Source organism: Pontibacter ramchanderi (assembly GCF_002846395.1).
GTDB classification, from domain to species: Bacteria; Bacteroidota; Bacteroidia; order Cytophagales; family Hymenobacteraceae; genus Pontibacter; species Pontibacter ramchanderi.
Genome location: NZ_PJMU01000001.1, coordinates 57944 through 80766 on the forward strand (window position 1 = coordinate 57944; position 22823 = coordinate 80766).

The window sequence follows — 22823 nt, forward strand, 5'->3', positions numbered from 1 at the left end:
TTATAATGTCAATGCAGGGTGCTATACCTGTGCTAAGCCGTGTTCAGCCGGATGATCATCCCCTCGTCTCCACTCAGGCTTACATGCTTTCTCACTTTTCCTCCCTCGCGTTCGGGCAAGGTGTCGATCACAATGGTCCCTTCAAAACTGAAGTGCTCCGGCGCAAAATGGCAGGGCTTGTGGCTCAGGTTTAGCAGAATCAGGAAGCGCTGCTCCCCGGTGTAGCGCAGGTAGGCCAAAAGCGGACCAGTAGCTACCACGGGCCTGTAACTCCCGATGTGCAGGGCCGGCTCATCCTGGCGCAGCTTGATCAGGCGTTTGTAAAGTGCATAGATCGAGAACTCATCTTCCAGTTGTGCCTTCACGTTCACGCGGCGGTAGTCTTCGGGCAGGCGTAACCAGGGTTTGCTTTGGGTGAACCCGGCGTTCTCGCTGTTGTCCCACTGCATGGGGGTGCGCTGCGGGTCACGGCTCAGGTTGAGGCCTGGCATGTTGAGCCCCTGCGGGTCCTGAATTTCGTCCGGCGGAATGGGCACGTCCCGCATCCCGATCTCATCGCCATAGTAAATGGTGGGCGTGCCGCGCAGAGTGAGCAGCAGCATGGCCGCAACCCGGGCCTGCGCCTTGCCCACCCGGCTCGTGATGCGAGGCTGATCGTGGTTGCCCAGCACCCAGTTCGGCCAGCCGCCATCCGGCAGGGCGCCTTCATACTGGTTTATGTTCGAGGAGATCTCCGTGGCGTCCCAGTCGATGGAGAGCAGCAGGAAGTTAAAAGGCAGGTGCGCCCCGTTTTTGTCAGTGCCATAGTAGGTCATCAGTTTATGGATGGGCAGGTAGATCTCACCGATCATCATGCGCTCATCGTAGCTGTCGAGCACCCTGCGCATTTTGTGCACAATGTCGTGCACCTCGGGCTGGTCGGTGGAGTAGGCCGGAATCAATTTTTCGTAGGTGGCTTGGTGCGCTTTGTAGTTCGGGTTCACCGGGTTGTCGCGCAGCTGGTCGTCCTTGATCATGTGCCACATCACGTCTACCCTAAAACCGTCCACGCCCTTGTCGAGCCAGAAGCGCATGACATTCAGCATGGCCTCCTGCACCTCGGGATTGCGCCAGTTCAGGTCGGGCTGCTCTTTCAGGAAAGCGTGATAGTAGTACTGCCCGGTTTTCTCATCCCACTCCCAGGCGCTGCCGCCAAACACACTAAGCCAGTTATTCGGTTCAGAACCATCTGCATTGGCATCCTGCCAGATGTACCAGTTGCGCTTCGGGTTGTCTTTGGATGAGCGGGACTCTTTGAACCAGGGATGCTCGTCGGAGGTATGGTTGGGCACCAGGTCAAGGATCAGTTTCATATCGCGCTCGTGCACGGCCTGCAGCAGCTCGTCGAAATCGTCCATGGTGCCGAACAGCGGGTGGATATCGCAGTAGTCAGAGATGTCGTAGCCAAAATCGGCCATGGGGGAGGAGAAGATCGGAGAGATCCAGATGGCCTTTATACCCAGCGACTTGATATGGTCGAGCCGCTGAATGATGCCCTGCAGGTCGCCTACGCCATCGCCGTTGCTGTCCTGGTAGGATCGGGGGTAGATCTGGTAAATAACTCCTTCCTGCCACCACAGGTGTTTTTGTTCCGCGTCTTTCATAGTTTGTTGGTTTCGTGTGCCGATCGGCCATGAGCCGATCCACTTATTAAATTTCCGTGTACGATAGAATCAGCAGGCCAGGTATAGATTTGCCCTAAAGTACAGCTGTTCCAGGTGTTGTGGCCACTGGCATAGTTGCAACCTACTCTTGCGCCCTCAAGGTATAGGGACAGCCTGAACCAGACAACAGCGCCTGCGTTATAACTAACTGATCTGGAAAGCTATGGAGCAAAGTTTCTCATCCTTTTTCACGGGCCTTGGCCTCATCGGCATCCTGACGGGAATCGTGTTGCTGGTATTTGTGGTGTGGAGCGTCATCTGGTCTTATTACGATGCCCGCCGCAGGGGCAAGTCTCCCTGGTTGGTGGCCCTGATGGTGCTGCTCATGGTATGGCCTGTCGGCCTGGTGCTCTGGCTACTGCTCCGGCCCATGAAGCCAGAGCGGCAGGTATAGCTTAGTCCCAATTTACGATGTCATCGTACTCTTTGTGCCGCTTCACGTAGGCTTCCACGACAGGGCAGGAGGGCACGATCATGCATTTGCAGGCCCTGGCATGCTCCAGGCCCTCTTTCACCAGTCGGTCGGCTATGCCCTGGCCGCGGTGTTGCTCGGGCACATAGGTATGGTCGAAGTCCATGTGGCCATTGTCGGTGATGGTGTAGGTGAGCTCGGCCTCGCCGCCATCGAGGGTCATGTAAAAGCGGGTGTCTTCTTCGTCGTGAATGATTTCCATGGGATTGGGTAAGTGGTTCGGAACAGGTATACGTCCGGCCGGTGTAAGGTGTTAACAGATCCGTTTCGGGAGAAATTAATTTTTAATGTAATTTGCAGACAGATATTTATAACCCGTGGCGGATTGATGGAGTACAATCAGCGGTCCCTCACTATTCATCCCTTATAAAATATGCATCAAAACGCTAACCTTGTCAGTCGCTTCTCGCAGCGGCTTTCCGTTTTCCTGTTCCTGTTTCTGTTCACCCTGGCGGTGCAGGCGCAGACCATCACCTCACCGGACAAAAACCTGTCGATGACCTTCGAACTGGCTGCCAACGGGGTGCCTACCTACCAGCTCACCTACAAGAAAAAGCCGGTGATAAAGCCAAGCAGGATGGGCTTCGAAATGAAGGATGTGCCTTCGATGATGGAAGGATTTAACGTGTCTAAAACAGAGCAGAACTCAGTGAATGATACCTGGGAACCGGTATGGGGCGAGCAGAAAACGATCCGCAACAACTACAATGAGCTGCTGGTCACACTGAACCAAAAAGAGCACAAAGACCGCCATATCCAGATCCGCTTCCGCCTGTTCAACGACGGTCTGGGTTTCCGCTACGAATTCCCGCAACAGGAAGAGCTTAAGTATTTTATCATCAAGGAGGAGCATACCGAGTTTAACCTGACAGGCGACCACAAGATTTTCTGGATTCCGGGCGACTACGACACCAACGAGTATGCCTATACCACTTCGCAAATCTCCCAGATCCCAAGCCTGATGGAAAAGGCGACCATCGACGTGCATGCCCAGCACCCGATTAAGACCCTGGCGGTGCAGACGCCTTCCATGATGAAATCGTCGGACGGCCTGTACATCAACATCCACGAGGCGGCTTTGCTCAACTACCCGGCCATGAACCTGAACGTGGACCCGAAGACCTTTAAGTTCAGCTCGCACCTGACCCCGGATGCCGTAGGCAACAAGGGTTATATGCAAACAGAAACCCATACGCCCTGGAGAACCATTGTGGTGAGCGACAAAGCGACCGACATACTGGCCTCCAAGCTGATCCTGAACCTGAACGAGCCGACCGAATACGAAGATGTGTCGTGGATTAAGCCTGTTAAGTACATTGGTATCTGGTGGGAGTACTTTGTAGCGGGCAAGAGCACCTGGGCCTATGGCAAAGAGACCAACGTGAAACTGACAGATGATTTCACCAAACTGACACCTAACGGCCGCCATGGCGCCACTACCGAGAATGCCAAAAAACACATCGATTTTGCCGCAGAGCATGGCTTTGACGCGGTGCTGATCGAGGGCTGGAACATCGGTTGGGAAGACTGGTTCGGTAACTGGAAAGAAGAGGTATTTGATTTCGTGACTTCTTATCCGGACTTCGATGTAAAGGAAGTGCAGAAATACGCGGAGTCGAAAGGAGTGCGCGTGATGATGCACCATGAGACCTCCGGCTCTGCCACCAATTATGAGCGCCGCTTGCATGATGCTTTTAAGTTTATGAACGATCATGGCTATACCTCCGTGAAGACAGGCTATGTGGGCAAGATCATCCCGCGCGGCGAGCACCACGACGGACAGTGGATGGTGAACCACTACAACCACGTTGCCCGCACAGCGGCCAAGTATAAGATCATGATCAACAGCCACGAGGCGGTTCGCCCAACGGGTCTGCACCGCACGTTCCCGAACTGGCTGGCGCAGGAATCTGCCCGCGGCACCGAGTTTGAGGCTATGGGAGGCCTGGCTCCCGACCATGCGACGATCCTGCCATTCACCCGCCTGATGGGTGGCCCGATGGACTACACGCCAGGTATATTCCAGACAGACCTGTCGTACTACCACGGCGGTGAGCAGCGCGTAAATACCACCCTTGTGAAGCAGCTAGCCTACTACGTGACCATGTACAGCCCGCTGCAAATGGCTGCCGACATTCCTGACAACTACACCCGCTTCCCGGATGCCTTCCAGTTCATCAAAGATGTGGCTGTGGACTGGGACGATACCTGGGTGCTGGAAGCCGAGCCAGGCGACTATGTAACGATTGCCCGTAAGGCGAAAGGCAAGAATGAATGGTATGTAGGTGGCATCACCGATGAGAATACCCGCACGGCCAACATCCGTTTCGATTACCTGCCTAAAGGTAAAACCTACATTGCGACAATCTATGCTGATGCGAAAGACGCAAGCTGGAACAAGAACCCACAGAAGTATGAGATCCGCAAGGTACTCGTGAACTCGAAGAGCGTACTGAAGCAGCAACTGGCCTCTGGCGGCGGTGTAGCCGTAAGCGTGAAGGAGGGAAGCAAGCAGGAGCAGAAAGGATTGAAGAAGCTGTAAGCTTGCGTTTGAAAAAGGATTTTTTGACAAAAGACTAAAGACAAAGAGCGCCGTGCAGGAATGTGCGGCGCTCTTTTTTTGGCTATAATCGAATTATTTTAAGGTATAGTTTGTATCTTATTGATATGTAAACTTTTAGCCATTTTACCTATGAACCCAGACGAATTTGAAGAAAATTATACGCAAATCCTTCACACCCTCCTAAAGGCTTTTGCCAACAGCTCTGAAGTGGCGCCCGGAAAGTTTTTCGACCTGGCCAAGACCATCGAAAACCTGCGTGAGGCCAGCCCTGCGCTTTACGAAGCCATCAAAACGTTAGAAGACGAAAAACGCGAAGCCGCTTAGTTTCAGACCAGGCTAACAGTGCTGTAATAACCTGTATGAACAGGGCTTTTACAGCACTGTCAGCTTTTTGGTGATCAGGCCCCGCTCCGTCTGTATCTGCAGGAAGTACAGACCTGCTTTGGCAGAGGGCAGGTTGATTTCTACCGCCTCAGGTCTCGGACCGGCGATGTGCGTCTGGTGCAGGCGCTTGCCCAGGGCATCGTATACCTCTAATCTTTGCACGTCAAAGTCGGCGTGGCGCAGGCTAACTGTAAACTCTCCCTTGTTTGGGTTCGGGTAAATACTGATCGCCTCAGCTGGACTTAGCTCCTCCACTACAAAGTCGGTGCTGCTGTGAGCTTTGCCGCCGAAACCCGTAATGGTCACTTTGCCGGTAGAAGCGCCCCTTGGTACCCGCACTTTATACTTGTTGCCTTCGCTCTCCAGCACCAGCGCCTGCTGCCCGTTAAAGGCAATCACATCCTGCTGACCCATGATGCCGAAGTGCTCGCCGGAGATTTCTACAACTGTTCCCACCATGCCTTTACCTGGCTGCATGGCCGTAAACTTTGGTCCCGGAATCACCTCAAATAGGGTAGCGGCTGTTGTTTTTCCTCCAGGCGTCTCCAGCGAAATGAAGCCCGACTCGGCACCTTCCGGTACTCGCACGGTTAGTTGCTGCGTGCTCGCCTCGAGTACCTCCGCCAGAGCCTGTCCAAAGCGGACCTTGTTGCGTGTCTTGTCTGTAGCAAAGTTCTCACCCCTGATCACGATACTTGCGCCAACAATGTCGGTCTCTTTGCTTATCCCTGTTATACCTGGGACATACCACACGGCATAGGCTGAACTACTAATTGCTTCGCCACCTTTGGTATTGATCTGGAAGCTGCCTGTCCTGGCTTCAGCCGGCACGCGCACCGTTACTCTGCTTCCGTTGTTGCTTAGGATCTCACAAGACAGATCGCCGAGTCTGATTTCTTCGATCAGTTCTGCCTGCAGGTGTTCGCCGGTAAGTGTCACCGTCTGGCCGACCATGCCCTCGGCCGGGCTAAAGGAGCTAAGCACCGGCGGCTGGTATACCTCAAACTTGTTAGCGGAGGTCACGCCTCCATCAGGGGTAATGACCTTTAAGTTGCCGGTAGCGGTGCCTGTCGGCACGAGCACCTTTAGCTCGGTGGCTGTGGCGCTCACGACGGTGACGGCTTTCCCGTTCAGGTATACCTTGTTGTCGCTTGGTTGCACTGCAAAGCGCTGCCCTGTGATGGTGACCTCAGTTCCGAACCTACCGGCAGAAGGGGAGAAGCCTGCTATACCTGGCGTGGCCAGCACATCCTCCAGGTGCACGCGCACAGACTCGTTGATAACCGGCGGCATGTCGTAGATGCGGTTTTGGGTAACGTTGGTGCGGATCGGGGAGTTGAAATCGAAGAAGATGTCAGCAAAGTTCTCTACCAGTGTTTTCTCGGCAAGGTCCGCTTTTGGCTTGATGCTGAACTGGATGTAACCGTGGCTGCCGGGCTCGTCGGCCGTGGAGTCGGGCAGCATGATGTTGTCGAAGGTCCAGGTAAGCACGGGCCGTCCTTTTCCGCTCACCTCCACGTGGCTTGGGTGGGAGGTAACCCCCAGTTGCAGCGTGCTCAGGTCCAGGTGCTCCGAAAGGGTGTCGACCACCACGATGCGGTAGGCCACATCGGTACCCGTGTTCTGGAAGCGGATCTTGTATTTGAGGGCAGTATTAGTCGGGGTATAGAATTCCACAGTGCGGCCCACCGGTGTCACGAGTTTGTCATTCGGATCGTAGGAGTCGGTGATCATCATACACTCCACAGCCCTTTCAGCCTCTTCATCATCGCTAGGGAAGATGTTTACCATACCCTTGCTCACGGAACTGACGTCTCCGCTCGGACAGCCTTCGATGGTGACGCTAACAGCAGTGTTGTCGCCATTGCCGTCGGGTTGGTCGGCTTCCAGGCGCCAGGTATAGCCCATTGATGGAACCCAGAGCACCAGGCTGTCGCCGGCGGCCAGGCGGAAATGCTCCTGCGAGGCCAACTCCCCATTCGCAAACTTGCGGAACAACTCGTACTGGTCCATGTCAGCCGTGCCCGTGTTGCGCACTACAAAGCGGATCATGCCCGTCTCGGCGTTGCATCGTCCGGTAATCGAAACAGTCGGCGTCGGCTCAGCAGGTTTATTGTTTGAGGGCGTGATCCAGGCACGGGTGCAGACCGTCAGGCCCCGCACCGACTCGTCGCCGCAGAGTACGATGTCCTGAATGAGAATGGTACCGCTCTGCCCGGCTGCCAGATCGCCCACTGAGAATTGATAAGTTCCGTCAGGCAGCAGGGTATAGGGCTTGTTGGCCGATTGCAGCCCCACTTCTTTGGGCAGCTGCAGGTATACCTTGGCATCCGGGGCAGTGGCATATCCGATATTGGAGTAGCTTACGGTGGTAATACTTTCGAAGCAGCGGCGGCGGCGGGTAGAGGAGACGCTCACTCGGAGGTAAGGGAAGTCGTCTGCACGGAAGCCAAAGTCTATATTTTCTATTTGCCTGGCCTTACCGGTAAGTGCTACCTTTTGTGGTGGACAATCGGTTACAATGAGCCTGCCTGTCAGGTCCGGTGCGATACTTCGCAGCGTATAAGTTCCTGAGTCGACCGGGAGGGTATACCGACCATCTGGACCAGTCAGGGTATAGAATGGCCCGGGAGTGGCTTCGATCACGATTGACTGAAAGGGCTCTTCTTCTTCCTCGAACGTACAGTTTTGGTTCGTATCCCGAAAGGCGCGACCGCTGATCAGACGCTGCGGCTCCTGGTAGTTGGTAGCACGGTAAGAAGTATAGGCCTCTGCCTTGTAGTCGTACCATACCAGGCACGAAGCCTTACGATCGACTGCCACATGAAGTACTACTACTTCAGGCTCCTCATATACCAGTTCAGCCTGTTGGTCAAGTATAAAAAAGCGGTAGGGCTTCACATTGGAGCTGATGTAAAGATAGCCTTTGCCATCCACTGCAATACTGCTCTGTGAGTTTTCATAGTGTTCATCCATGTTTGGTTTCACCCACCCATGGGACCAGATAAACTTACCCTGCGCATTAAACTTTTGAACGCGTGCTCCATTGTTGTCAAGTACATACAGTTGGCCAAGCATGTCGATGGCAAGTGATGTGGGTTTGACGATCTTTCTGTCAAATAGCGTATCACCTTCCATTACCTCCAACAGCTCGCCACTGGCTTTCAATTTTCTAATGACGCTGTCTGTAAAATCAGATACATAGAGGTTGCCACTGGCATCCACAGCCAGGTCGGTGAAGAAATTAAAGCTTGCTCCGGGACCAAAATCTGTGTACACCTCCAGCAGATTGCCGCTTGAGTCGAATTTGTAAATAGCGGATGCACTGTAACTGCCAAAACTCGTCATGGCGTAGATGTTTCCCCAGTAGTCGATGGTGAGGGCTTGAGGTGCCAGTATTGGAGAGTTGCCCGCGCGCCCGAATTTAGAAACTACTTCCCCTTCGGGGTTAAATTTGTTGATCTCGCCAGTTATATCAAGTTGGTACACATAGCCGTGATCGTCCAATGCCAGATCTTTAGTGCGCCACCTGCCGCCCCATACCTGCAGCACATCTCCAGCCTTGTTATACTGGATGATCTTGCTACTACCATTATGCCTTCTGTCGGATACAATGATGTTGCCTTCAGGATCAAGCGAAATACCAATGATGGTACCCCAAAGCCGGCCTTCGCCAGTCTGATGGTAGATTCGCTGCTGAAACTCACCGGAAGTATTGTAAACATAGATGCTTCCATAAGCTGTTTCGGTCACGTATACCTGCCCGGTGCGCTGATCAACCGCAATGTGGGAGGCGGAGTTCAGTCTGTCCTGAACCGGTCCGTTATTTCCAAACTCCAACAGCTTTTCACCGGCTGCATTGAACTTTACGACCTTTCCGTTACTAAAATTTAGCTGGTAAAGGGCATATAAATTGTCCTCTTTGTCAAAGGCAATACTGAAGGGGTATTCGGCCTCCTGCTGAAGTGTATCCGTATCTGCATAAAACACAATCGGCTCCAGTAAGTTGAGGTCTTTGTCGAATCGCTGAATGCGTCGGTTTCCGGTATCGACCACATAAATTTCGCCTTTCGAGTTGACAGCAATTTCTTCCGGCCCAATAAATTGTCCGGGCTCGGAGCCATACCCACCAAGCTCGTAAAGAAGGGAACCGTCTTTATGAAATTTGGCAATCTTTGCGAAGGAATAGCTTACTACATACAGGTTATCTTCGGCATCAAAGGTCACGCTGAAGGAGCCATAATTCTCATCATTCAGCCCCTCCGGCATGAAGTCTTCATCCAGACGCCCGGCCTGACTGAACTTCTTGATGTAAAAGTCGGAATAGTAGATATTTCCTTTCGAGTCGACGGCGACATCACGAGGCATCCCGATCTGCATGCCAATCCGCTTATCAAACTTAAAGCCAGGTATGGAGGGTTGTGCCAGTTGCGCCCAAACAGGCAATTGACCAAAAAGGGAAATAAATAAAATAGAGATAAGGCGTAAAGTTGTTCTCATAGGCACTGACGAGTGATTCCGTGGAAGGGGTTATAAGTCTGTAAGTCTAGCAATTAGAGCATAAACATAATGCTATATTGGCTGATTTGCTAGAAGCCGACACAAAAAGCAACCTGTGTTATACCCGCAAAAGTTACCTTTGCAGGTATAACTTCATTTTCGCTATTATTCATTACCCATTCATCATTATTAATAAACCATGCCCCATACCTACACCAACAAAGTGATGTGGTCGCACCTGGATGCGAACATGCACATGCGCCACTCCGCCTATGCCGACTTTGCGGCGCAGGCCCGTATCGAAGCCCTGGAAGAACTGGGAATGGATCTGAAAACCTTTCAGCGCCTGCACATTGGGCCGATCCTGTTCCGGGAAGAAACCAACTACCTGCGGGAAGTAGGAATTAATGAGGAGATCACCATCAGGACGGAACTGACAGCCAGCCGCAAAGACGGGTCGCGCTGGGCACTGCGCCACGAACTTTATAAGCGGGATGGCGTGAAAGCAGCTGTAATTAAAGTGGAAGGAGCCTGGATGGATGTATTGAAGCGCAAATTAACTGTACTGCCAGAAGAGCTGGCACAGCACTTCCTGGAGCTGCCGCGCAGCGCCGATTATGTAGAGTGGGAAGGCTAAGGCTATACCTGGTTTTTTGGACAATCAGACAAAGGACTATTTGACAAAGGAATATTGACTAAAGTTAGCGTTTCCTTAGTCGATATTCCTTTGTCGTTTGTCAAATAGTCAAACTATCTTTCTAGTTCCCCCAGCAAATCCTGTAGATCCAACGGTTGGGTATACATCGTGATCTTGCCTTCTTCGTCACGCGGCCACTTTTCCTGCGGACGGTCCCAGTACAGTTCGACGCCATTGCCGTCGGGGTCCGATAAGTAAAGCGCTTCCGAAACGCCATGGTCGGAGGCGCCGTCCAGCCGATAGCCGGCCTCCCGGATCCGCTTGAGGATGGCAGCAAGGTCTTTGCGGGTAGGGTAGAGGATGGCAGTATGGAACAGACCCGTGCTGCGGGCGGGTGGCGGTGTGCCTCCCTTGCTATACCAGGTGTTCAGGCCGATGTGGTGATGATAACCTCCCGCCGAGATAAAAGCCGCATCCGGCCCGTACATCATCATCAGCTCAAAGCCCAGCAGGTCGCGGTAAAATGCCAGTGCCCGATCCAGGTCGGCTACTTTCAGGTGCACATGCCCGATGCGTGTCTGTGCCGGTAGGGTATACTTTTCTGTTGCCATAGTTTATAGGTTTATCTTGCCTGATTCCCTCACAAGTTCTCGTGTCTTAAGAAGCGGCCGGTACTTTTATAGCCCATACGCGTACGGTAGCTTTTTGTGTTGGCGTGCCTGTTGCGGCAAGGCTTACAGGTCGCTCTGCGCCAGTTCGAGCAGCACATCGTAATAGCTGCGCCGCAGCATTTTGGCCTTAAGCCAGGCATAGAAACTCATCGCCTGTATGTCTGTGTTCTCAAACGAGTCAAACTCCAGGCTCTGCTCCACCTGCAGGAAAAAAGCCTCACTGGCCACGGCCTCTGGTTGGTCGACCATGTGTTTGATGAGTTGCAGGTATTGCTTCACATTGTAATAGGCTGGCTGTTGTAAGAGATCTTTAAACGTGCGCTCAAACGACCTGATCTTGTTCAGCACCAGGTCTTCGTTACCCAGTTCATACTGCAGAATCAGCTCACCCATTTTCTTTTTCAGCACCCACTCACGTCCCATGGTCTGCTCCAGCCATTTGTCGGATCGTTTGATGCCCAGCAGCACCCGGTTTGCTTTGCCAAAAGCCCCCTGCGCAAAATAGTTGAAGCTCAGACCCAGTAAGGCTGTCAACTGGTCACGCTGACTCAGGTGCACCTGGCTTTTATAAAGTAGCTTCTCCATAAGCGCGACGGCCTCGGTATTATTGCGCAGGAAGACCAGATTAGCCACCATCAGGAAAACATAGCGCGGATAGAAAGTTGCGAAGTGGTTTTTGCCTTCAGCGCTCATACTGTTGTGCAGCAAGGCCAGGTAGTGCATCGACTCCACAAATTTTTTATTCCGGTAGAGCACGTGCGCGATCATGTACAACAGGCTGAGTTTGTAGTACTGGTGTGCCTTCATAAAGCCGTAATGCTGCTCTGTCTCATGGTACTGACTGATGATGTAGGGCTCAAAGGTTAAAAAGTCCTTGCGGGCCAGCACCGCGCTCCGAGCGATGGACATCAGCTTGTGCAACAACTGCGGACGCTTGCTTACGGCCTCTGTCAGGTTGTAGCTGGCGAGTACCTCCTGAATGATCTTATCGAAGTGGAGGTCGCGGCCCTGACGGCGGACTGCCTGCAGGCGCTGGTTGATAATACTGCTGGCTATGTTTGCTCTTTCCACCTCATCGGCCGCGAGTTTGTTCTGGTTGCGTTTGGCAATGATCTGGTCCAGGTCTTCGGCATACGCGCTATCCGCTTTCTCGATCTGCAGGTTGTAGATCGTGTTGAGCAGGTCATACTGCTCGTTGGCGGCGGCCAGCTTTTCGGCTTTGTTCAGGTAGTGCCAGGCCAGTCGCTCGACCCGCGCATCGAACAGGTAGCGGGACAGTGAGAGCAAACCCATGATGGAGGCGGCTGCCGTGCTGTCCTCTTCCATGCGCTTGAGCATGATGAAGTCAGTGAGGTGGCGGGTGAGTCGCTTGCGCAGGGCATAGTAGGCTACCGGGTTGGGGTCATCCGGGTATAAGCGGGCGATCAGTTGCTCCGGTGTATAGTGTTTCTCCTGTAGCAACAGCTTGTAAAGCGCCAGGTCTTTGCGGCTCTTTTTCTTTTTCTGCCGCTGAATGAAAATGCCAAGCTCCCGACGGTCTTCTTCACCAAGCGTCTCCAGCGTTATTTTGAGATCGTCCATCATGTTATCGTCTTACTTCATACAACTGTTTCTTTCACCCAGCAGGGATTTCTCGATCCGCCCAACGATCATCCTGTCCGCATCCTGCTAAAATGGTTCTCGGCCCTGGCAGATATCAGCTACTTTACAACTAGGGCAATTAATTTCAATCCTAAGACTCAGCCCACGCAACCGCAGCGCTGAGAAATAACTGGGATAACAAAAACATAATATTGAATTTTAAAAGTCTGATGGTGTGAATATAATCAACTGATAGATAATAAGATAAAGTTTGTTTATGAAAATTTCAAAAGTCTTATGAGTCAATTTGTTGGCTTTCAATCGCTTTAGTGATGTGGTAAGTTTGGTCTATCAAAATAGCAAAGACCACAAACCTTAAAAACACATCGACCATGAAAAATTTACTGCTCATCATCATGGCCTGCCTTCTCTGTTTTGCCAGTCAGGCGCAGGACATGCTCATCAAGCGCAACGGCGACGAACTGCCGGTCAAGGTGCTTGAAATCGACCTGGAAGTTGTCAAGTATAAGCGCTTCGATAACCTGGAGGGACCTATCATTTCTATTGCCAAATCAGACGTGTTCATGATCAAGTATGAAAATGGCACCAAGGTCACCATGAACGAGATGCGCCCAGCCGTGCAACAGCCCGCGTATGCGCAGCGCACGGGTTATCCGCAGGAAAACCTGAAGCTGGGTGGCCCCAGACTGGGCTTCACGGTGCTGAGCCAGAAGTACACCGATCACATCCGGGACGACTACGACACCAACGTGAACGCCTTTATCACACAGTTTGGCTGGCAGTTCGAAACGCGGGTATTCACGCTGGAAAACGGCACCTCGGGTTTGTTTGAGTTCGTGCCGCTGGTGGGCGGTTTGGAGCAGGGTAAGTTTTTGCCCAGCTTAAGCGCCCTGGTAGGTATCAGAAGTGCTAAGGGGATGGAGTTCGGCTTAGGACCGAATGTGTCGCTGGGCGGGGCAGGGGTGGTGCTGGCGGTCGGCACCAATTTTCAGAGCCAGGGAGTGAACTTCCCCGTCAATTTTGCCGTGGCGCCATCCAAAGACGGCGCACGTTTCAGTCTGCTTTTCGGTTTCAATTCACGCAAATACTAAATCACACGGTCATGAAAAAGTTTCTACTGTTTATGCTGTTGCTGGGTCTGCAGCAAGCGCTTATGGCGCAGGATATCATCGTAAAAGTTTCGGGGGAGGAAATACCGGCCCGAGTGCAGGAAATCACGCTTCAGGAGGTACTTTACCAGCATCCGGATTCACTGCAAGGGCTTGTTAGGCGCTTGCCGAAAACGGAGGTCTTTATGGTAAAGTTCGCGAACGGTTCGAAGGAAGTGTTTGAGCAGCACCTGGCAGACAGCCTGGGGAGCACCGCAGAGGGTATGACGGCTGAACAGCTGTACGCATTGGGCCAGCAGGATGCAAAGCAGTACTACAAAGGCAATGGGGCCATGTGGGGATCTGCTGCCAGCTCCATGGTCATGTTTCCGCTCGGCCTGGCGGGCAGTATTGCCATCGGTGCCACGGCTCCCAAAATCAAGGCCGATCAGGTCTCGGATATCAGTTTGCTCGACAGACCGGAGTACCTGAGTGGGTACAAGGAGCAGGCAGCCCGCAAAAAGCGGGGAAAAGCCCTGGCTGGCGTTGGCATCGGAGCAGGTATACAGCTCGGCCTGATCATTCTGATCCTCACCACGATGCCTGTCATGCCTTAGCTTAAAGTAGAAAACAGCCGGGAAGTATCTAAACCAATTCGCTTCCCGGCTGCTTATCAGGTATAAAGTTTAGCAGCAGCCGCCACCCGGTACACAAGCCAGGTTTTCGATTGGTTTGCTGCCGTACACGGTGATGCTGTAAATGCCAGTGTTGCTCTCCCGGAAAGCCTTTATGCCTTCGGCATCCAGGTAGTCCTGCAGGATTTCGTCCGGCACATGGATCGCTTTTTCCTTCTGTACCGTGATGTTCTCAAAACCGACTTCGCGGATAAGCTGGAGGTAATCTTCTTTCTGGATCGCTCCGGATACACAGCCGGCGTACATCTCGCTGGCCTGTACGATGCCCTCCGGCAGGTCGCCGACCAGCACCACGTCCGAAATGCTGAAGTGTCCGCCCGGCTTGAGCACCCGGAAGGTTTCGGCAAAGGCCTGGCGCTTATCGGGTACCAGGTTGAGCACGCAGTTACTGATCACCACATCGGCGCGGTTTGCCGCAATCGGTAGCGCTTCAATCTCACCCTGGCGGAACTCCACATTGTTAAAACCCAGCTTGTCGGCATTTTCACGGGCTTTGGCGATCATGGCCTCCGTCATATCCACCCCGATCACTTTGCCACTCTCACCCACCAGGGCGCGGGCCACAAAGCAGTCGTTGCCGGCGCCGGATCCCAGGTCCACCACGGTATTGCCTTTGCTGATCTGTGCAAACTCCGTGGGAACACCGCAACCAAGTCCCAGGTCGGCATCCGGATTGTAGCCTTCCAGTTCGGTGTAGTTGTCTGCAAAGATGGCGTAGTCCACGGTGCCGCAGCCTGTGGCGCCACAGCAGGAGGCCTCGTTCTGCTCTTTGCTTTGCAGCGCGATCTCACTGTATTTGTCGCGCACTATTTTCTTTAATTCTTCTGCCTTTTTCATAATACTTAGTTTTATATATCGGTAAATTACGATCAATATGATCAAATTTTTTTAACAGCAGCGGCTGTCGCATGAGGTATAGCGCTGGAACAGTACTCCAAGTGTTTCCTGTGCCTGCCGCCATACCTGTTCGTTTATGCAGTAGCATACCTTCTTGCCGTCAATGTCTCCCTGAATCAGGCCGGCTTCCTTTAATTCCTTCAGGTGCTGCGACACCGTGGACTGCGACAGCGGTAACTCATCCACGATATCGCCGCAGATACAGGCCTTGCGCTGAATCAGCACCCTTAAAATAGCGATACGCGCCGGATGACCCAGTGCCTTGGCAAATCGGGCAATCAGTATATCCTCTTCTGTAAATTGTTCTGTCTTCGAAAGTCCCATAGCTATTTTATTATCGTAAATTTACGATAATAGTTGTGATTGAGCAAGCTTTTTTTATTTTTTTAATTGGTAGTCTGCTAGCTGCAAAGCGGCTCGCGGGCTTTCATCGCTAAAGACGGCAAGGATGTTCAGTTCTCAGAAAACATACTCGAAACTTACTGTCGTGCTGTATAGAAACCTGGCCGAAACAGAGGCTTTCGTCACACGGGAGGTTCAAGCTTATGCTACTTGCGGGGTTGGAAACCGCTTGAGCAGGCTCCTTCCAGGATGAAAAAAATAGTGCATATCAGGTTTTCTACCTTGTGTGGTCAATCATTCTTCTTCTCATAAACGGTATCCCAGTCCCAGCCGTCTTCTTCCAGCAGGTGGGCGAGAATCCTTCGGCGTTTGTTCAGTTGCTCGTTTTCGTGGAAGTCCTCCAGGCAGCTGTAGTCGAGTGGTATACCTTCCTGCTCTAATATGGCCCAATCGGGGGCAGCCGGCATTTCATTGGTCGTTATTTTCTGGTCCTGTTGCAGCACTTCGAGGTAAAAGTCGAGCGCACCGCGGAACATGCCCAGGTCTTTTTTGTCCGGCCGGGTTTCTCGCTCGACCACATGCATGAGCATGCTGATGGCTTCGTCCAGCTTGGCCAGGTTCAGGATGATGGCTTTCTTCAGCTCGCTGCTATGGAAGTAGTGCACGATAGGATAGGCCTTGTGGTTCTCGCTGTGCTGAATGAGCAGTTCCGAAATAATGGCGTCGTTTTTCAGGAGCCTGTCAAAGTTTTTTCCATTCCAGCCGTTTATCAGGATCTGCAGCGGGTTGTCACCGAGGCAGTTGATCAACACACTGAGCTTCACCTGCAGGATAACGGCGGAAAGCACCGGCATGATGTAGGTGATGGAAATGGTGATGAAGGCAAGGCCGCTGAAGGCCAGCATGTTGGTGACAATGCCCCACATGTGGCTGCCGGGCTTATAATCCCCGTTGCCCATCGTCGACAAGGTATAGCCGGCGTAGTAGAGCTTTTCCCAGGCGTCGGCGGGCGCATCGGTGTTACTGCTGAGCACCGATACCGGGTCGCTGAGGAGCAGCAGAAATGAACCCAGCCACATACCAAGCACCCACGACAGGATGATGGCAATGAGCAGCAGATGGCCCACGTGCTCGAGTTTGTGTGATCTTCCGTTTCTTCGCGACAGCAGCTGAAAGAGCCGCCATATTTTTTCAGAGATAAACGTGGTCAGTTTTCCGCCTCCCTTAAAAGACAGGGTTGTAGTGACCAGGTCACGGAACACGGCCAGGATCAGGACAATACCGGCTACCGCAAAAAGGATCTGCATATAGGTTTTATAACGTTACAAAAAAGCCACGTCTACAGAAAGAAGTGGCTTTTGAGTCAACTGGTTTTCTATACTTATTGTTTGTTTTTGTTTTGCCAGGCTTCGAGCTCCTTTATCTCTTTCTCCTGCTGGTCGATTATTTTTTGGGCCAGCTGCTTCATCTGCGGGGTCTTGCCCTGCTTCAGGAACTCCCGCGACATCTCGTTGCCCATCTGGTGGCGCTACTTAATCTGCCGGCGCAGCAGCTGTGCATTGATAGCTACGATCACGGTGCTCAAACTCATCAGCGCGGCCCCCACAGCCGGTGACACCATAATGCCCTGCTTGTAGAGTACCCCCGCCGCCAGGGGCAGTGCCACCACGTTGTAGCCCGTAGCCCAGATCAGGTTCTGGATCATCTTGCGGTAGGTGGCTTTGCCAAACAGGATGAGGGAGGCGATGTCCTGCGGATTGCTGTTGACCAGAATGATGTCGGCTGTTTCGGCGGCCACATCCGTGCCGGAGCCCACCGCTATACCTACGTCGGCCTGGGCGAGGGCAGGAGCGTCGTTCACGCCGTCGCCGGTCATGGCCACGAACTCCCCCTGCGCCTGCAGCTCTTTTACTTTCTCCTGTTTCTGGTGTGGCAGCACGTTGGCCAGGTAGCCGTCCATTTGCAGTTTGTCGCTCACGCTTTTGGCCACGCGTTCGTTGTCGCCGGTGAGCAGCAGGTTTTTGATGCCGTTCGCCTTCAGCACCCGGATGGCCCCGGCAGATTCTTGCCTTATCTGGTCGCGCATGCTGATATAGCCCACCGGCTGCCCCTCCACCAAGGTATAGACCACCGTTTCCACGCCCTCTTCCGCCTCGCTTGCTGGTACCGATATGTTAAACTCCTTGATGTAATTGGGGCCCACCACTTTCACATCCTTGCCTTCCACTATACCTTCCAGCCCTTTGCCGGGCAAGTAGTTAAACGACTGGGAGGGAGGCACCGCTATACCTAGTTCCTTTACCCGACGCAGTATACTTTGCGCGATAAAATGCTCTGAGTTTTGCTCCACACCGGCCGCCAGTCGCAGCATTTCCCGCTCGTCTATGGAGTTGTCAAAGGTCACTACTGAGGCGATCTCGTGGGAGCCCTGGGTGAGGGTACCGGTCTTGTCGAAGATGATGGTGGTGATGAGGCGGGCATTTTCGAAGGCGGTGCGGTTGCGGATGAGCAAACCGTTGTTGGCCGAGACAGCCGTGGAGATAGCCACCACCAGCGGTACGGCCAGCCCCAGCGCATGCGGACAGGAGATCACCATCACCGTTACCATCCGCTCCAGGGCAAAGGCCAGCTCCTGGCCCAGCAAAAGCCAGACGGCGAATGTGCCGAAGCCGGCAGTCAGCGCCACGTAGGTGAGCCATTTGGCGGCGCGGTCGGCGAGTCGCTGCGTATCCGATTTGGTCTTCTGCGCGTCCTGCACCAGTTTGATCACCTTGTTGAGGTAACTTTCCTTTCCCGTGAACTCCACTCGCACCCGTAAGGCCCCATTGCCATTGATGGAGCCGCCAATCACTTTATCACCGCTGTTCTTTTTCACCGGTTTGCTCTCGCCGGTCAGCATGCTCTCGTTCAGGTGACTCTCACCATCTTCCACCACACCGTCTGCCGGTACTTTCTCGCCGGGTTTCACCAGGATCAGGTCGCCTTTCTGCAACTCCTCTATCCGCACCCGCACCGTTTCCCCATCCCTGATCAGCATGGCCTCGGCGGGCATCATGCTCACCAATAATTCCAGTGCCTTGGAAGCGCCCAGTACCGAGCGCATTTCGATCCAGTGCCCCAGCAACATGATCACGATCAGGGTGGCCAGTTCCCAGAAAAAGTCCATGCCCTCCAGGCCAAACACGATAGCCGTGCTGTAAAGGTAAGCTACCGTGATGGCGACCCCGATCAGCGTCATCATACCCGGCGCACCTTTTTTCACCTCTTCGATCAGCCCCGTCAGGAAAGGCCAGCCACCGTAGAAGTAGATGATGGAGGAGAGTACAAAGGCGATGTACATACTGTAAGGCACATCCAGCTCAAAGCCCAGGATGTGTTGCACCATGGGGCTCAGGATTACAACAGGTAGGGAGAGGGCCAGTGAGACCCAGAATCGCTTCCTGAAATCCTCGATCATCATCCGGTGATGGTCGTGGCCGTGCTCCCCGTGTGGCGGGTGGCCGGTGGTGTCTTCGTGCATGGCGTGCTCGTGGCCGTGCAGGGTCTTTTCTTCCAGCCGTTCGGTTATCTGGTCTTGCTGCTCTTTGGCCTGTTGCTTCTGGTTGTGCCCATGCTGATGGTGCTGATGGTCATGCTTCATGGTCTCTCATCTGTTTATGCGCGCAGCTTCCGAGCCATTTCCGGGGTGATGGCCTCGGCATAGGGGCCGTAGGCATCCACCAGCACGCCCTTCACACCGCTCGACGAAGAAATGGCGTAGATCACCGAGTTGTCGTCCGGATTACTCATGCCCTCAAAACGGTGCACCTCATCGATGTAAAATTCCTCGGGCTGTAATTCCAGCGACTTGCCAGCGCAGACAATGCAGTTTTCTTTCAGGTTGAAATCTTCGGTATAGCCCCTTTTCTTGAGGTCATTTAAAGCACCCGTGAGGGTAGTGTATCTGCTATCTTTCATGGTAGTTGTTGCTTAAGGTTGTTTCTTTAGCATTGTACTGCAGGCAGGACTGTTTCGTTTTGGTTCTGCTCTTACAGGGGCCTTTGCTGTGCTGCCAGCGCCTATCCGGGCAATTGGCGGCGGTATAGCCTGCTGTCAGAAATAATTTGTAGCTTAGCTTCCGTATACGAAGCAAACTAACTCTTCTCACCATGAAAAAAAACCTTACTACATTAGCACTGAGTGTTCTCTCTGTTGCCACGCTCACCTACTGTAACCAGCCCGAACAGCAGCAGGAGACACCTGCAGCGCAGGAAAGTCACGCCGGCCACAACATGCAGCCGAGCGAGGGCGCTTCCACCATAGGCGTGCAGACCGAGCCCGACACGCTCAAAGGCAGCCTCAAAGCCGAGGCCCATGGCATGATCGGCGATGCGCACCTCACCATTGCCTACCACTCGCCCGCCGTGCGCGGACGACAGATATGGGGCGGGCTGGTGGCCTACAACCAGGTATGGGTAACAGGAGCGCATTCGGCCACCAGCCTGATGACGGACAAGGCGATCACGATAGGAGGGAAGCCGCTGCCGGCCGGTAAATATGCCCTGTTCACAATACCCGGCGAGCAGGAGTGGACCATCATCATCAACAAAAACTGGGAGCAGCACCTGGCCGACGATTATGCGGAAGCAGAGGATGTGCTGCGGTTTACGGTGAAACCTGAGGTAGCACCTACCAAGCAGGAAAGGCTGCGCTACGAAATTGTGTCCGGAGAAGGCGGCGAGGGCACGATCCAGATCACCTGGGACATGCTGAAAGTAACACTGCCGGTTACCCAATAAGGTATAGCATTTCCGTACAGAAACGACAAAGGACAGGTATAAGCCTGTCCTTTGTCGTTTTGTGCGTTTTGTCTTTGCTATTGCTTTGGTACGATCTTCCAGAGTTCGCCTTTCTCCTGGTCGGTTACCAGGTATAATGCTCCGTCCGGTCCTTGCTTCACGTCACGTATGCGCTGCTTGCGATCGGTGAGCAAATGCTCCTCACCGGTCACGCGGTTGTTTTCGATGCGCAGGCGCACCAGCGAGGTGGCCCGTAGTCCGCCCACAAACAGGTTGCCCTTCCACTCCGGAAAAGCACTGCCTGTGTAGAACTGTGCGCCCGAAGGGGCGATAACCGGGTCCCAGTAATACACCGGGTCCACAAAGCCCTCTTTGGTGGTCACGGCGTTCGGGATGGGGGCACCAGAGTACTCTTCTCCGAACGTAACGACCGGCCAACCATAGTTTTTGCCTTTCTCGATCAGGTTGAGTTCATCGCCTCCCTGCGGCCCCATTTCAACGATCCAGAGCTGCCCCTGCCCGTTAAAGGCGGCGGCTTGCACGTTGCGGTGGCCGGCTGTCCAGATCTCTGGCAGGTGGTTTTCTTTTTTCACGAAAGGATTGTCGTCCGGTACCTTGCCATCAGGCGCAATGCGGATGAGTTTGCCCATGTGGCTGTTCATCTGCTGCGCCTGCGGGCGGATCTCAATATCGGAGCGCTCGCCCAGGGTGATGTACAGCATTCCGTCAGGTCCGAAGGCCAGGCGTGAGCCGTAGTGCATGGTGCCATTGTAGGTAGGCTGGGCTTGGAAGATCACCTGCACGTTTTCTACCCGCGAGCGGTCTTCTGACAGCACCCCGCGGGCCACACTGGTGGCATTGCCTCCCTGGCGCGGTTCAGTATAGCTCCAATAGATCATGCGGTCGGAGCCGAAGTTGGGGCCGAGGGCCACGTCCAGCAAACCACCCTGGCCGCGGGCATCTACTTTAGGTATACCGGCTATCGGGCTTCCGATCTGTCCGGTGGCTGACACCAGGCGCATACGACCCGGTTTTTCGGTTACGAGCAGGTTGCCGTCGGGCAGGGGCTCCACAGCCCAGGGCTTTTCAAGGCTTTGCGTGAGCACCTGCACCTCAATAGCTGTCTCAGACTTGATGGCACAGGCACGGGTCTGGCCCTCGAAGGTGGGTTTCTGCTCCGGTGAGTTTGGCGTGCCCATGTCAATTGGCTGGCAGTCTTCCTGCGGCGCGGTGGCTATCGGTTCCTGTTGGTCGTTGTCCTGCTCCGTGGCGCGGTCTTCGCTGCAGGAGGCGCCCATCGTAGCCATGCCGATGGCAGACAGGAGGATGAGTCGGGATAATTTCATAGTGTTTTATTTTTTGGTGATGGGTATAAAACGTATAATCAATTGGTGTACTCCATTGTTTTCGATTTGTTCGCCGTTCGCCGAAAACCACAAAGCCGCACGGTTCGCAGTGCGGCTTTGCAGGTATAGCAAAAAGGTCGGCGGACCTAGGAATCCAGGGCTCTTTTCTTGAGCAGGATAAACTCTTCTTCGGTAATGGACCCACGCTCGCGCAGGTTCTCCAGCCGCTCAATGGTGGTGATGGAGTCTTCCACGGACTTGCTGCGGTGCACGGTGCTATCGGTGTGGTCCGAGACGCGCCGCACGGTGGTGTCGCGGTCAACGATGGGTTCCTGCGCGGCATAGAAGCGGTCTTCGTTAAACGAGTCGTCGTTGTAGAAGTCCGGGTTGATGCGGCGCGTGGTGTCGGTGTCGCGGTGCAGGGCATCTTCAAACTCCGACTTGTACTCTGTTTTGTCGCCCAGGGCTTCGTGGTGGGCACGGCGGAAGTTGTCGCGCACGGCATACTCATAATCCGGGGTGATCGGTCCGCCGGGGTAGGCCGGGTAGCGGGCCACGGTGTTGGCATCGACAGAGGCGACAAAGATGTTCTTGCCTTTGCGGTCGAGCGCGGCCGCCCCGATCGGGATGAGGAAAAAAGTATCGCGGTCGCGGTCGAAGAAGCGGTGGTCGCCCAGCACGGAGAGGTAGCGTACTTTCATGGCTTCCATGTCCACCACCAGGTCTTTCACGTCGCCCAGCTTTTCGCCGTCGGCGCCTACCACGCGCCAACCGGTCACGTCGGTGTTGTTTTTGGCCACTTCGTAATCTTTCAGTTCACTCAGCGGCACCAGTCTTTCGTTTCTAAAATCGTTGTCGTTCATAACTTCAGGTTAAATGTGTGTTACATCGGGGCGCAGGTCAGGGCTCGGTGCCGGCACCAGCTGGCTGACAGCGGCAAGGGCCTGTACTTGCCCGTCCTTCAGGAAAAATTCGTAGACAGCCCACCCCAGCAGGAGAAGTATAACCACCAGCAGGAGCCAGGGCCACACCGGTTTTTTCTTTTTTTCGATTCGTATTTCAGCCATGTCTCTTTTCTCTTTTTTTCATAGTTTTTTAGATCGTTCACCTGCGCCTGCCGCCGAAGCCGAGGGAGGTGTTGTGCT

21 protein-coding genes are annotated in these 22823 nt (G+C 53.7%); 7 read left to right on the top strand and 14 right to left on the bottom strand.

Annotated features, from left to right (window positions below; translation table 11 throughout):
* Nucleotides 1-32: 32 nt before the first annotated feature.
* Nucleotides 33-1643 (bottom strand): alpha-amylase family glycosyl hydrolase, encoded by a 1611-nt coding sequence (locus BD749_RS00235; RefSeq protein WP_101442381.1) that lies wholly within the window; start codon nt 1641-1643, stop codon nt 33-35.
* A gap of 223 nt (nt 1644-1866) precedes the next feature.
* On the opposite strand from BD749_RS00235, the gene BD749_RS00240 reads away from it, so the two are divergent.
* Nucleotides 1867-2097: a hypothetical protein gene (locus BD749_RS00240; protein ID WP_101442382.1), complete on the top strand. Its 231-nt coding sequence runs from the start codon at nt 1867-1869 to the stop codon at nt 2095-2097.
* Between the two features lies 1 nt (nt 2098).
* On the opposite strand, the gene BD749_RS00245 is transcribed toward BD749_RS00240, so the two are convergent.
* A complete protein-coding gene (locus BD749_RS00245; protein ID WP_101442383.1) occupies nt 2099-2377 on the bottom strand; it encodes a GNAT family N-acetyltransferase in 279 nt (92 codons plus the stop codon).
* Between the two features lie 171 nt (nt 2378-2548).
* Here BD749_RS00245 and BD749_RS00250 point away from each other — a divergent pair, with 171 nt between their 5' ends.
* A complete protein-coding gene (locus tag BD749_RS00250; protein ID WP_101442384.1) occupies nt 2549-4717 on the top strand; it encodes a glycoside hydrolase family 97 protein in 2169 nt (722 codons plus the stop codon).
* A gap of 150 nt (nt 4718-4867) precedes the next feature.
* Nucleotides 4868-5062, top strand: coding sequence for a hypothetical protein (locus BD749_RS00255; RefSeq protein ID WP_101442385.1), 195 nt, complete (start codon nt 4868-4870; stop codon nt 5060-5062).
* Between the two features lie 48 nt (nt 5063-5110).
* Here BD749_RS00255 and BD749_RS00260 read toward each other — a convergent pair whose 3' ends face one another.
* Nucleotides 5111-9622, bottom strand: a complete 4512-nt coding sequence (locus tag BD749_RS00260) for a DUF7619 domain-containing protein (RefSeq protein WP_101442386.1) — start codon at nt 9620-9622, stop codon at nt 5111-5113.
* A gap of 199 nt (nt 9623-9821) precedes the next feature.
* On the opposite strand from BD749_RS00260, the gene BD749_RS00265 reads away from it, so the two are divergent.
* Nucleotides 9822-10259: an acyl-CoA thioesterase gene (locus tag BD749_RS00265; RefSeq protein ID WP_101442387.1), complete on the top strand. Its 438-nt coding sequence runs from the start codon at nt 9822-9824 to the stop codon at nt 10257-10259.
* 113 nt (nt 10260-10372) lie between these two features.
* Here the strand turns inward: BD749_RS00265 and BD749_RS00270 are convergent, their stop codons facing one another.
* Nucleotides 10373-10870 (bottom strand): VOC family protein, encoded by a 498-nt coding sequence (locus tag BD749_RS00270; RefSeq protein ID WP_101442388.1) that lies wholly within the window; start codon nt 10868-10870, stop codon nt 10373-10375.
* Nucleotides 10871-10993: 123 nt separating this feature from the next.
* Complete coding sequence (locus tag BD749_RS00275; RefSeq protein ID WP_245868565.1) at nt 10994-12514, bottom strand: hypothetical protein; 1521 nt, start codon at nt 12512-12514, stop codon at nt 10994-10996.
* A gap of 389 nt (nt 12515-12903) precedes the next feature.
* Here BD749_RS00275 and BD749_RS00280 point away from each other — a divergent pair, with 389 nt between their 5' ends.
* Together BD749_RS00280 and BD749_RS00285 are read left to right on the top strand one after the other, a co-directional pair.
* Nucleotides 12904-13623: a hypothetical protein gene (locus BD749_RS00280; protein WP_101442389.1), complete on the top strand. Its 720-nt coding sequence runs from the start codon at nt 12904-12906 to the stop codon at nt 13621-13623.
* Between the two features lie 11 nt (nt 13624-13634).
* The gene (locus tag BD749_RS00285; protein ID WP_101442390.1) at nt 13635-14237 is read left to right on the top strand and encodes a hypothetical protein; all 603 of its coding nucleotides are present in this window, start codon (nt 13635-13637) and stop codon (nt 14235-14237) included.
* 69 nt (nt 14238-14306) lie between these two features.
* Here the strand turns inward: BD749_RS00285 and BD749_RS00290 are convergent, their stop codons facing one another.
* The 6 genes from BD749_RS00290 to BD749_RS00315 all read right to left on the bottom strand — a co-directional run bounded on the left by BD749_RS00290 (nt 14307) and on the right by BD749_RS00315 (nt 19511).
* Entirely contained in the window at nt 14307-15152 is an 846-nt protein-coding gene (locus BD749_RS00290) for an arsenite methyltransferase (protein WP_101442391.1), read from the bottom strand.
* Nucleotides 15153-15203: 51 nt separating this feature from the next.
* Nucleotides 15204-15536 carry an ArsR/SmtB family transcription factor gene (locus BD749_RS00295; protein ID WP_101442392.1) on the bottom strand — a complete coding sequence of 111 codons (333 nt, stop codon included), beginning with the start codon at nt 15534-15536 and terminating at the stop codon, nt 15204-15206.
* A gap of 308 nt (nt 15537-15844) precedes the next feature.
* The gene (locus BD749_RS00300) at nt 15845-16861 is read right to left on the bottom strand and encodes a potassium channel family protein (RefSeq protein WP_101442393.1); all 1017 of its coding nucleotides are present in this window, start codon (nt 16859-16861) and stop codon (nt 15845-15847) included.
* A 74-nt stretch (nt 16862-16935) separates the two neighbouring features.
* A complete protein-coding gene (locus tag BD749_RS00305; RefSeq protein WP_101442394.1) occupies nt 16936-17073 on the bottom strand; it encodes a DUF305 domain-containing protein in 138 nt (45 codons plus the stop codon).
* A 9-nt stretch (nt 17074-17082) separates the two neighbouring features.
* Entirely contained in the window at nt 17083-19194 is a 2112-nt protein-coding gene (locus BD749_RS00310; RefSeq protein WP_101442395.1) for a copper-translocating P-type ATPase, read from the bottom strand.
* Nucleotides 19195-19208: 14 nt separating this feature from the next.
* Entirely contained in the window at nt 19209-19511 is a 303-nt protein-coding gene (locus BD749_RS00315) for a phosphoribosylpyrophosphate synthetase (RefSeq protein WP_101442396.1), read from the bottom strand.
* A 191-nt stretch (nt 19512-19702) separates the two neighbouring features.
* On the opposite strand from BD749_RS00315, the gene BD749_RS00320 reads away from it, so the two are divergent.
* A complete protein-coding gene (locus BD749_RS00320) occupies nt 19703-20332 on the top strand; it encodes a DUF2911 domain-containing protein (protein WP_101442397.1) in 630 nt (209 codons plus the stop codon).
* Nucleotides 20333-20409: 77 nt separating this feature from the next.
* On the opposite strand, the gene BD749_RS00325 is transcribed toward BD749_RS00320, so the two are convergent.
* From BD749_RS00325 to BD749_RS00335, 3 genes are all read right to left on the bottom strand, one after another.
* Nucleotides 20410-21678, bottom strand: coding sequence for a PQQ-dependent sugar dehydrogenase (locus tag BD749_RS00325; RefSeq protein ID WP_101442398.1), 1269 nt, complete (start codon nt 21676-21678; stop codon nt 20410-20412).
* 146 nt (nt 21679-21824) lie between these two features.
* Complete coding sequence (locus BD749_RS00330) at nt 21825-22541, bottom strand: PRC-barrel domain-containing protein (protein WP_101442399.1); 717 nt, start codon at nt 22539-22541, stop codon at nt 21825-21827.
* 9 nt (nt 22542-22550) lie between these two features.
* Nucleotides 22551-22745, bottom strand: a complete 195-nt coding sequence (locus tag BD749_RS00335) for a hypothetical protein (protein ID WP_101442400.1) — start codon at nt 22743-22745, stop codon at nt 22551-22553.
* Between the last annotated feature and the right edge of the window lie 78 nt (nt 22746-22823).

Bases quoted from the DNA above. Each gene is read 5' to 3' on its own strand.
- BD749_RS00260 (WP_101442386.1), bottom strand. From the start codon at position 9,622: ATGAGAACAACTTTACGCCTTATCTCTATTTTATTTATTTCCCTTTTT.
- BD749_RS00285 (WP_101442390.1), top strand. From the start codon at position 13,635: ATGAAAAAGTTTCTACTGTTTATGCTGTTGCTGGGTCTGCAGCAAGCG.
- BD749_RS00250 (WP_101442384.1), top strand. From the start codon at position 2,549: ATGCATCAAAACGCTAACCTTGTCAGTCGCTTCTCGCAGCGGCTTTCC.
- BD749_RS00310 (WP_101442395.1), bottom strand. From the start codon at position 19,194: ATGAAGCATGACCATCAGCACCATCAGCATGGGCACAACCAGAAGCAA.
- BD749_RS00290 (WP_101442391.1), bottom strand. From the start codon at position 15,152: ATGAAAAAGGCAGAAGAATTAAAGAAAATAGTGCGCGACAAATACAGT.
- BD749_RS00235 (WP_101442381.1), bottom strand. From the start codon at position 1,643: ATGAAAGACGCGGAACAAAAACACCTGTGGTGGCAGGAAGGAGTTATT.
- BD749_RS00275 (WP_245868565.1), bottom strand. From the start codon at position 12,514: ATGATGGACGATCTCAAAATAACGCTGGAGACGCTTGGTGAAGAAGAC.
- BD749_RS00320 (WP_101442397.1), top strand. From the start codon at position 19,703: ATGAAAAAAAACCTTACTACATTAGCACTGAGTGTTCTCTCTGTTGCC.
- BD749_RS00240 (WP_101442382.1), top strand. From the start codon at position 1,867: ATGGAGCAAAGTTTCTCATCCTTTTTCACGGGCCTTGGCCTCATCGGC.
- BD749_RS00280 (WP_101442389.1), top strand. From the start codon at position 12,904: ATGAAAAATTTACTGCTCATCATCATGGCCTGCCTTCTCTGTTTTGCC.
- BD749_RS00325 (WP_101442398.1), bottom strand. From the start codon at position 21,678: ATGAAATTATCCCGACTCATCCTCCTGTCTGCCATCGGCATGGCTACG.
- BD749_RS00295 (WP_101442392.1), bottom strand. From the start codon at position 15,536: ATGGGACTTTCGAAGACAGAACAATTTACAGAAGAGGATATACTGATT.
- BD749_RS00270 (WP_101442388.1), bottom strand. From the start codon at position 10,870: ATGGCAACAGAAAAGTATACCCTACCGGCACAGACACGCATCGGGCAT.
- BD749_RS00335 (WP_101442400.1), bottom strand. From the start codon at position 22,745: ATGGCTGAAATACGAATCGAAAAAAAGAAAAAACCGGTGTGGCCCTGG.
- BD749_RS00330 (WP_101442399.1), bottom strand. From the start codon at position 22,541: ATGAACGACAACGATTTTAGAAACGAAAGACTGGTGCCGCTGAGTGAA.
- BD749_RS00305 (WP_101442394.1), bottom strand. From the start codon at position 17,073: ATGGGCAACGAGATGTCGCGGGAGTTCCTGAAGCAGGGCAAGACCCCG.
- BD749_RS00265 (WP_101442387.1), top strand. From the start codon at position 9,822: ATGCCCCATACCTACACCAACAAAGTGATGTGGTCGCACCTGGATGCG.
- BD749_RS00315 (WP_101442396.1), bottom strand. From the start codon at position 19,511: ATGAAAGATAGCAGATACACTACCCTCACGGGTGCTTTAAATGACCTC.
- BD749_RS00255 (WP_101442385.1), top strand. From the start codon at position 4,868: ATGAACCCAGACGAATTTGAAGAAAATTATACGCAAATCCTTCACACC.
- BD749_RS00245 (WP_101442383.1), bottom strand. From the start codon at position 2,377: ATGGAAATCATTCACGACGAAGAAGACACCCGCTTTTACATGACCCTC.
- BD749_RS00300 (WP_101442393.1), bottom strand. From the start codon at position 16,861: ATGCAGATCCTTTTTGCGGTAGCCGGTATTGTCCTGATCCTGGCCGTG.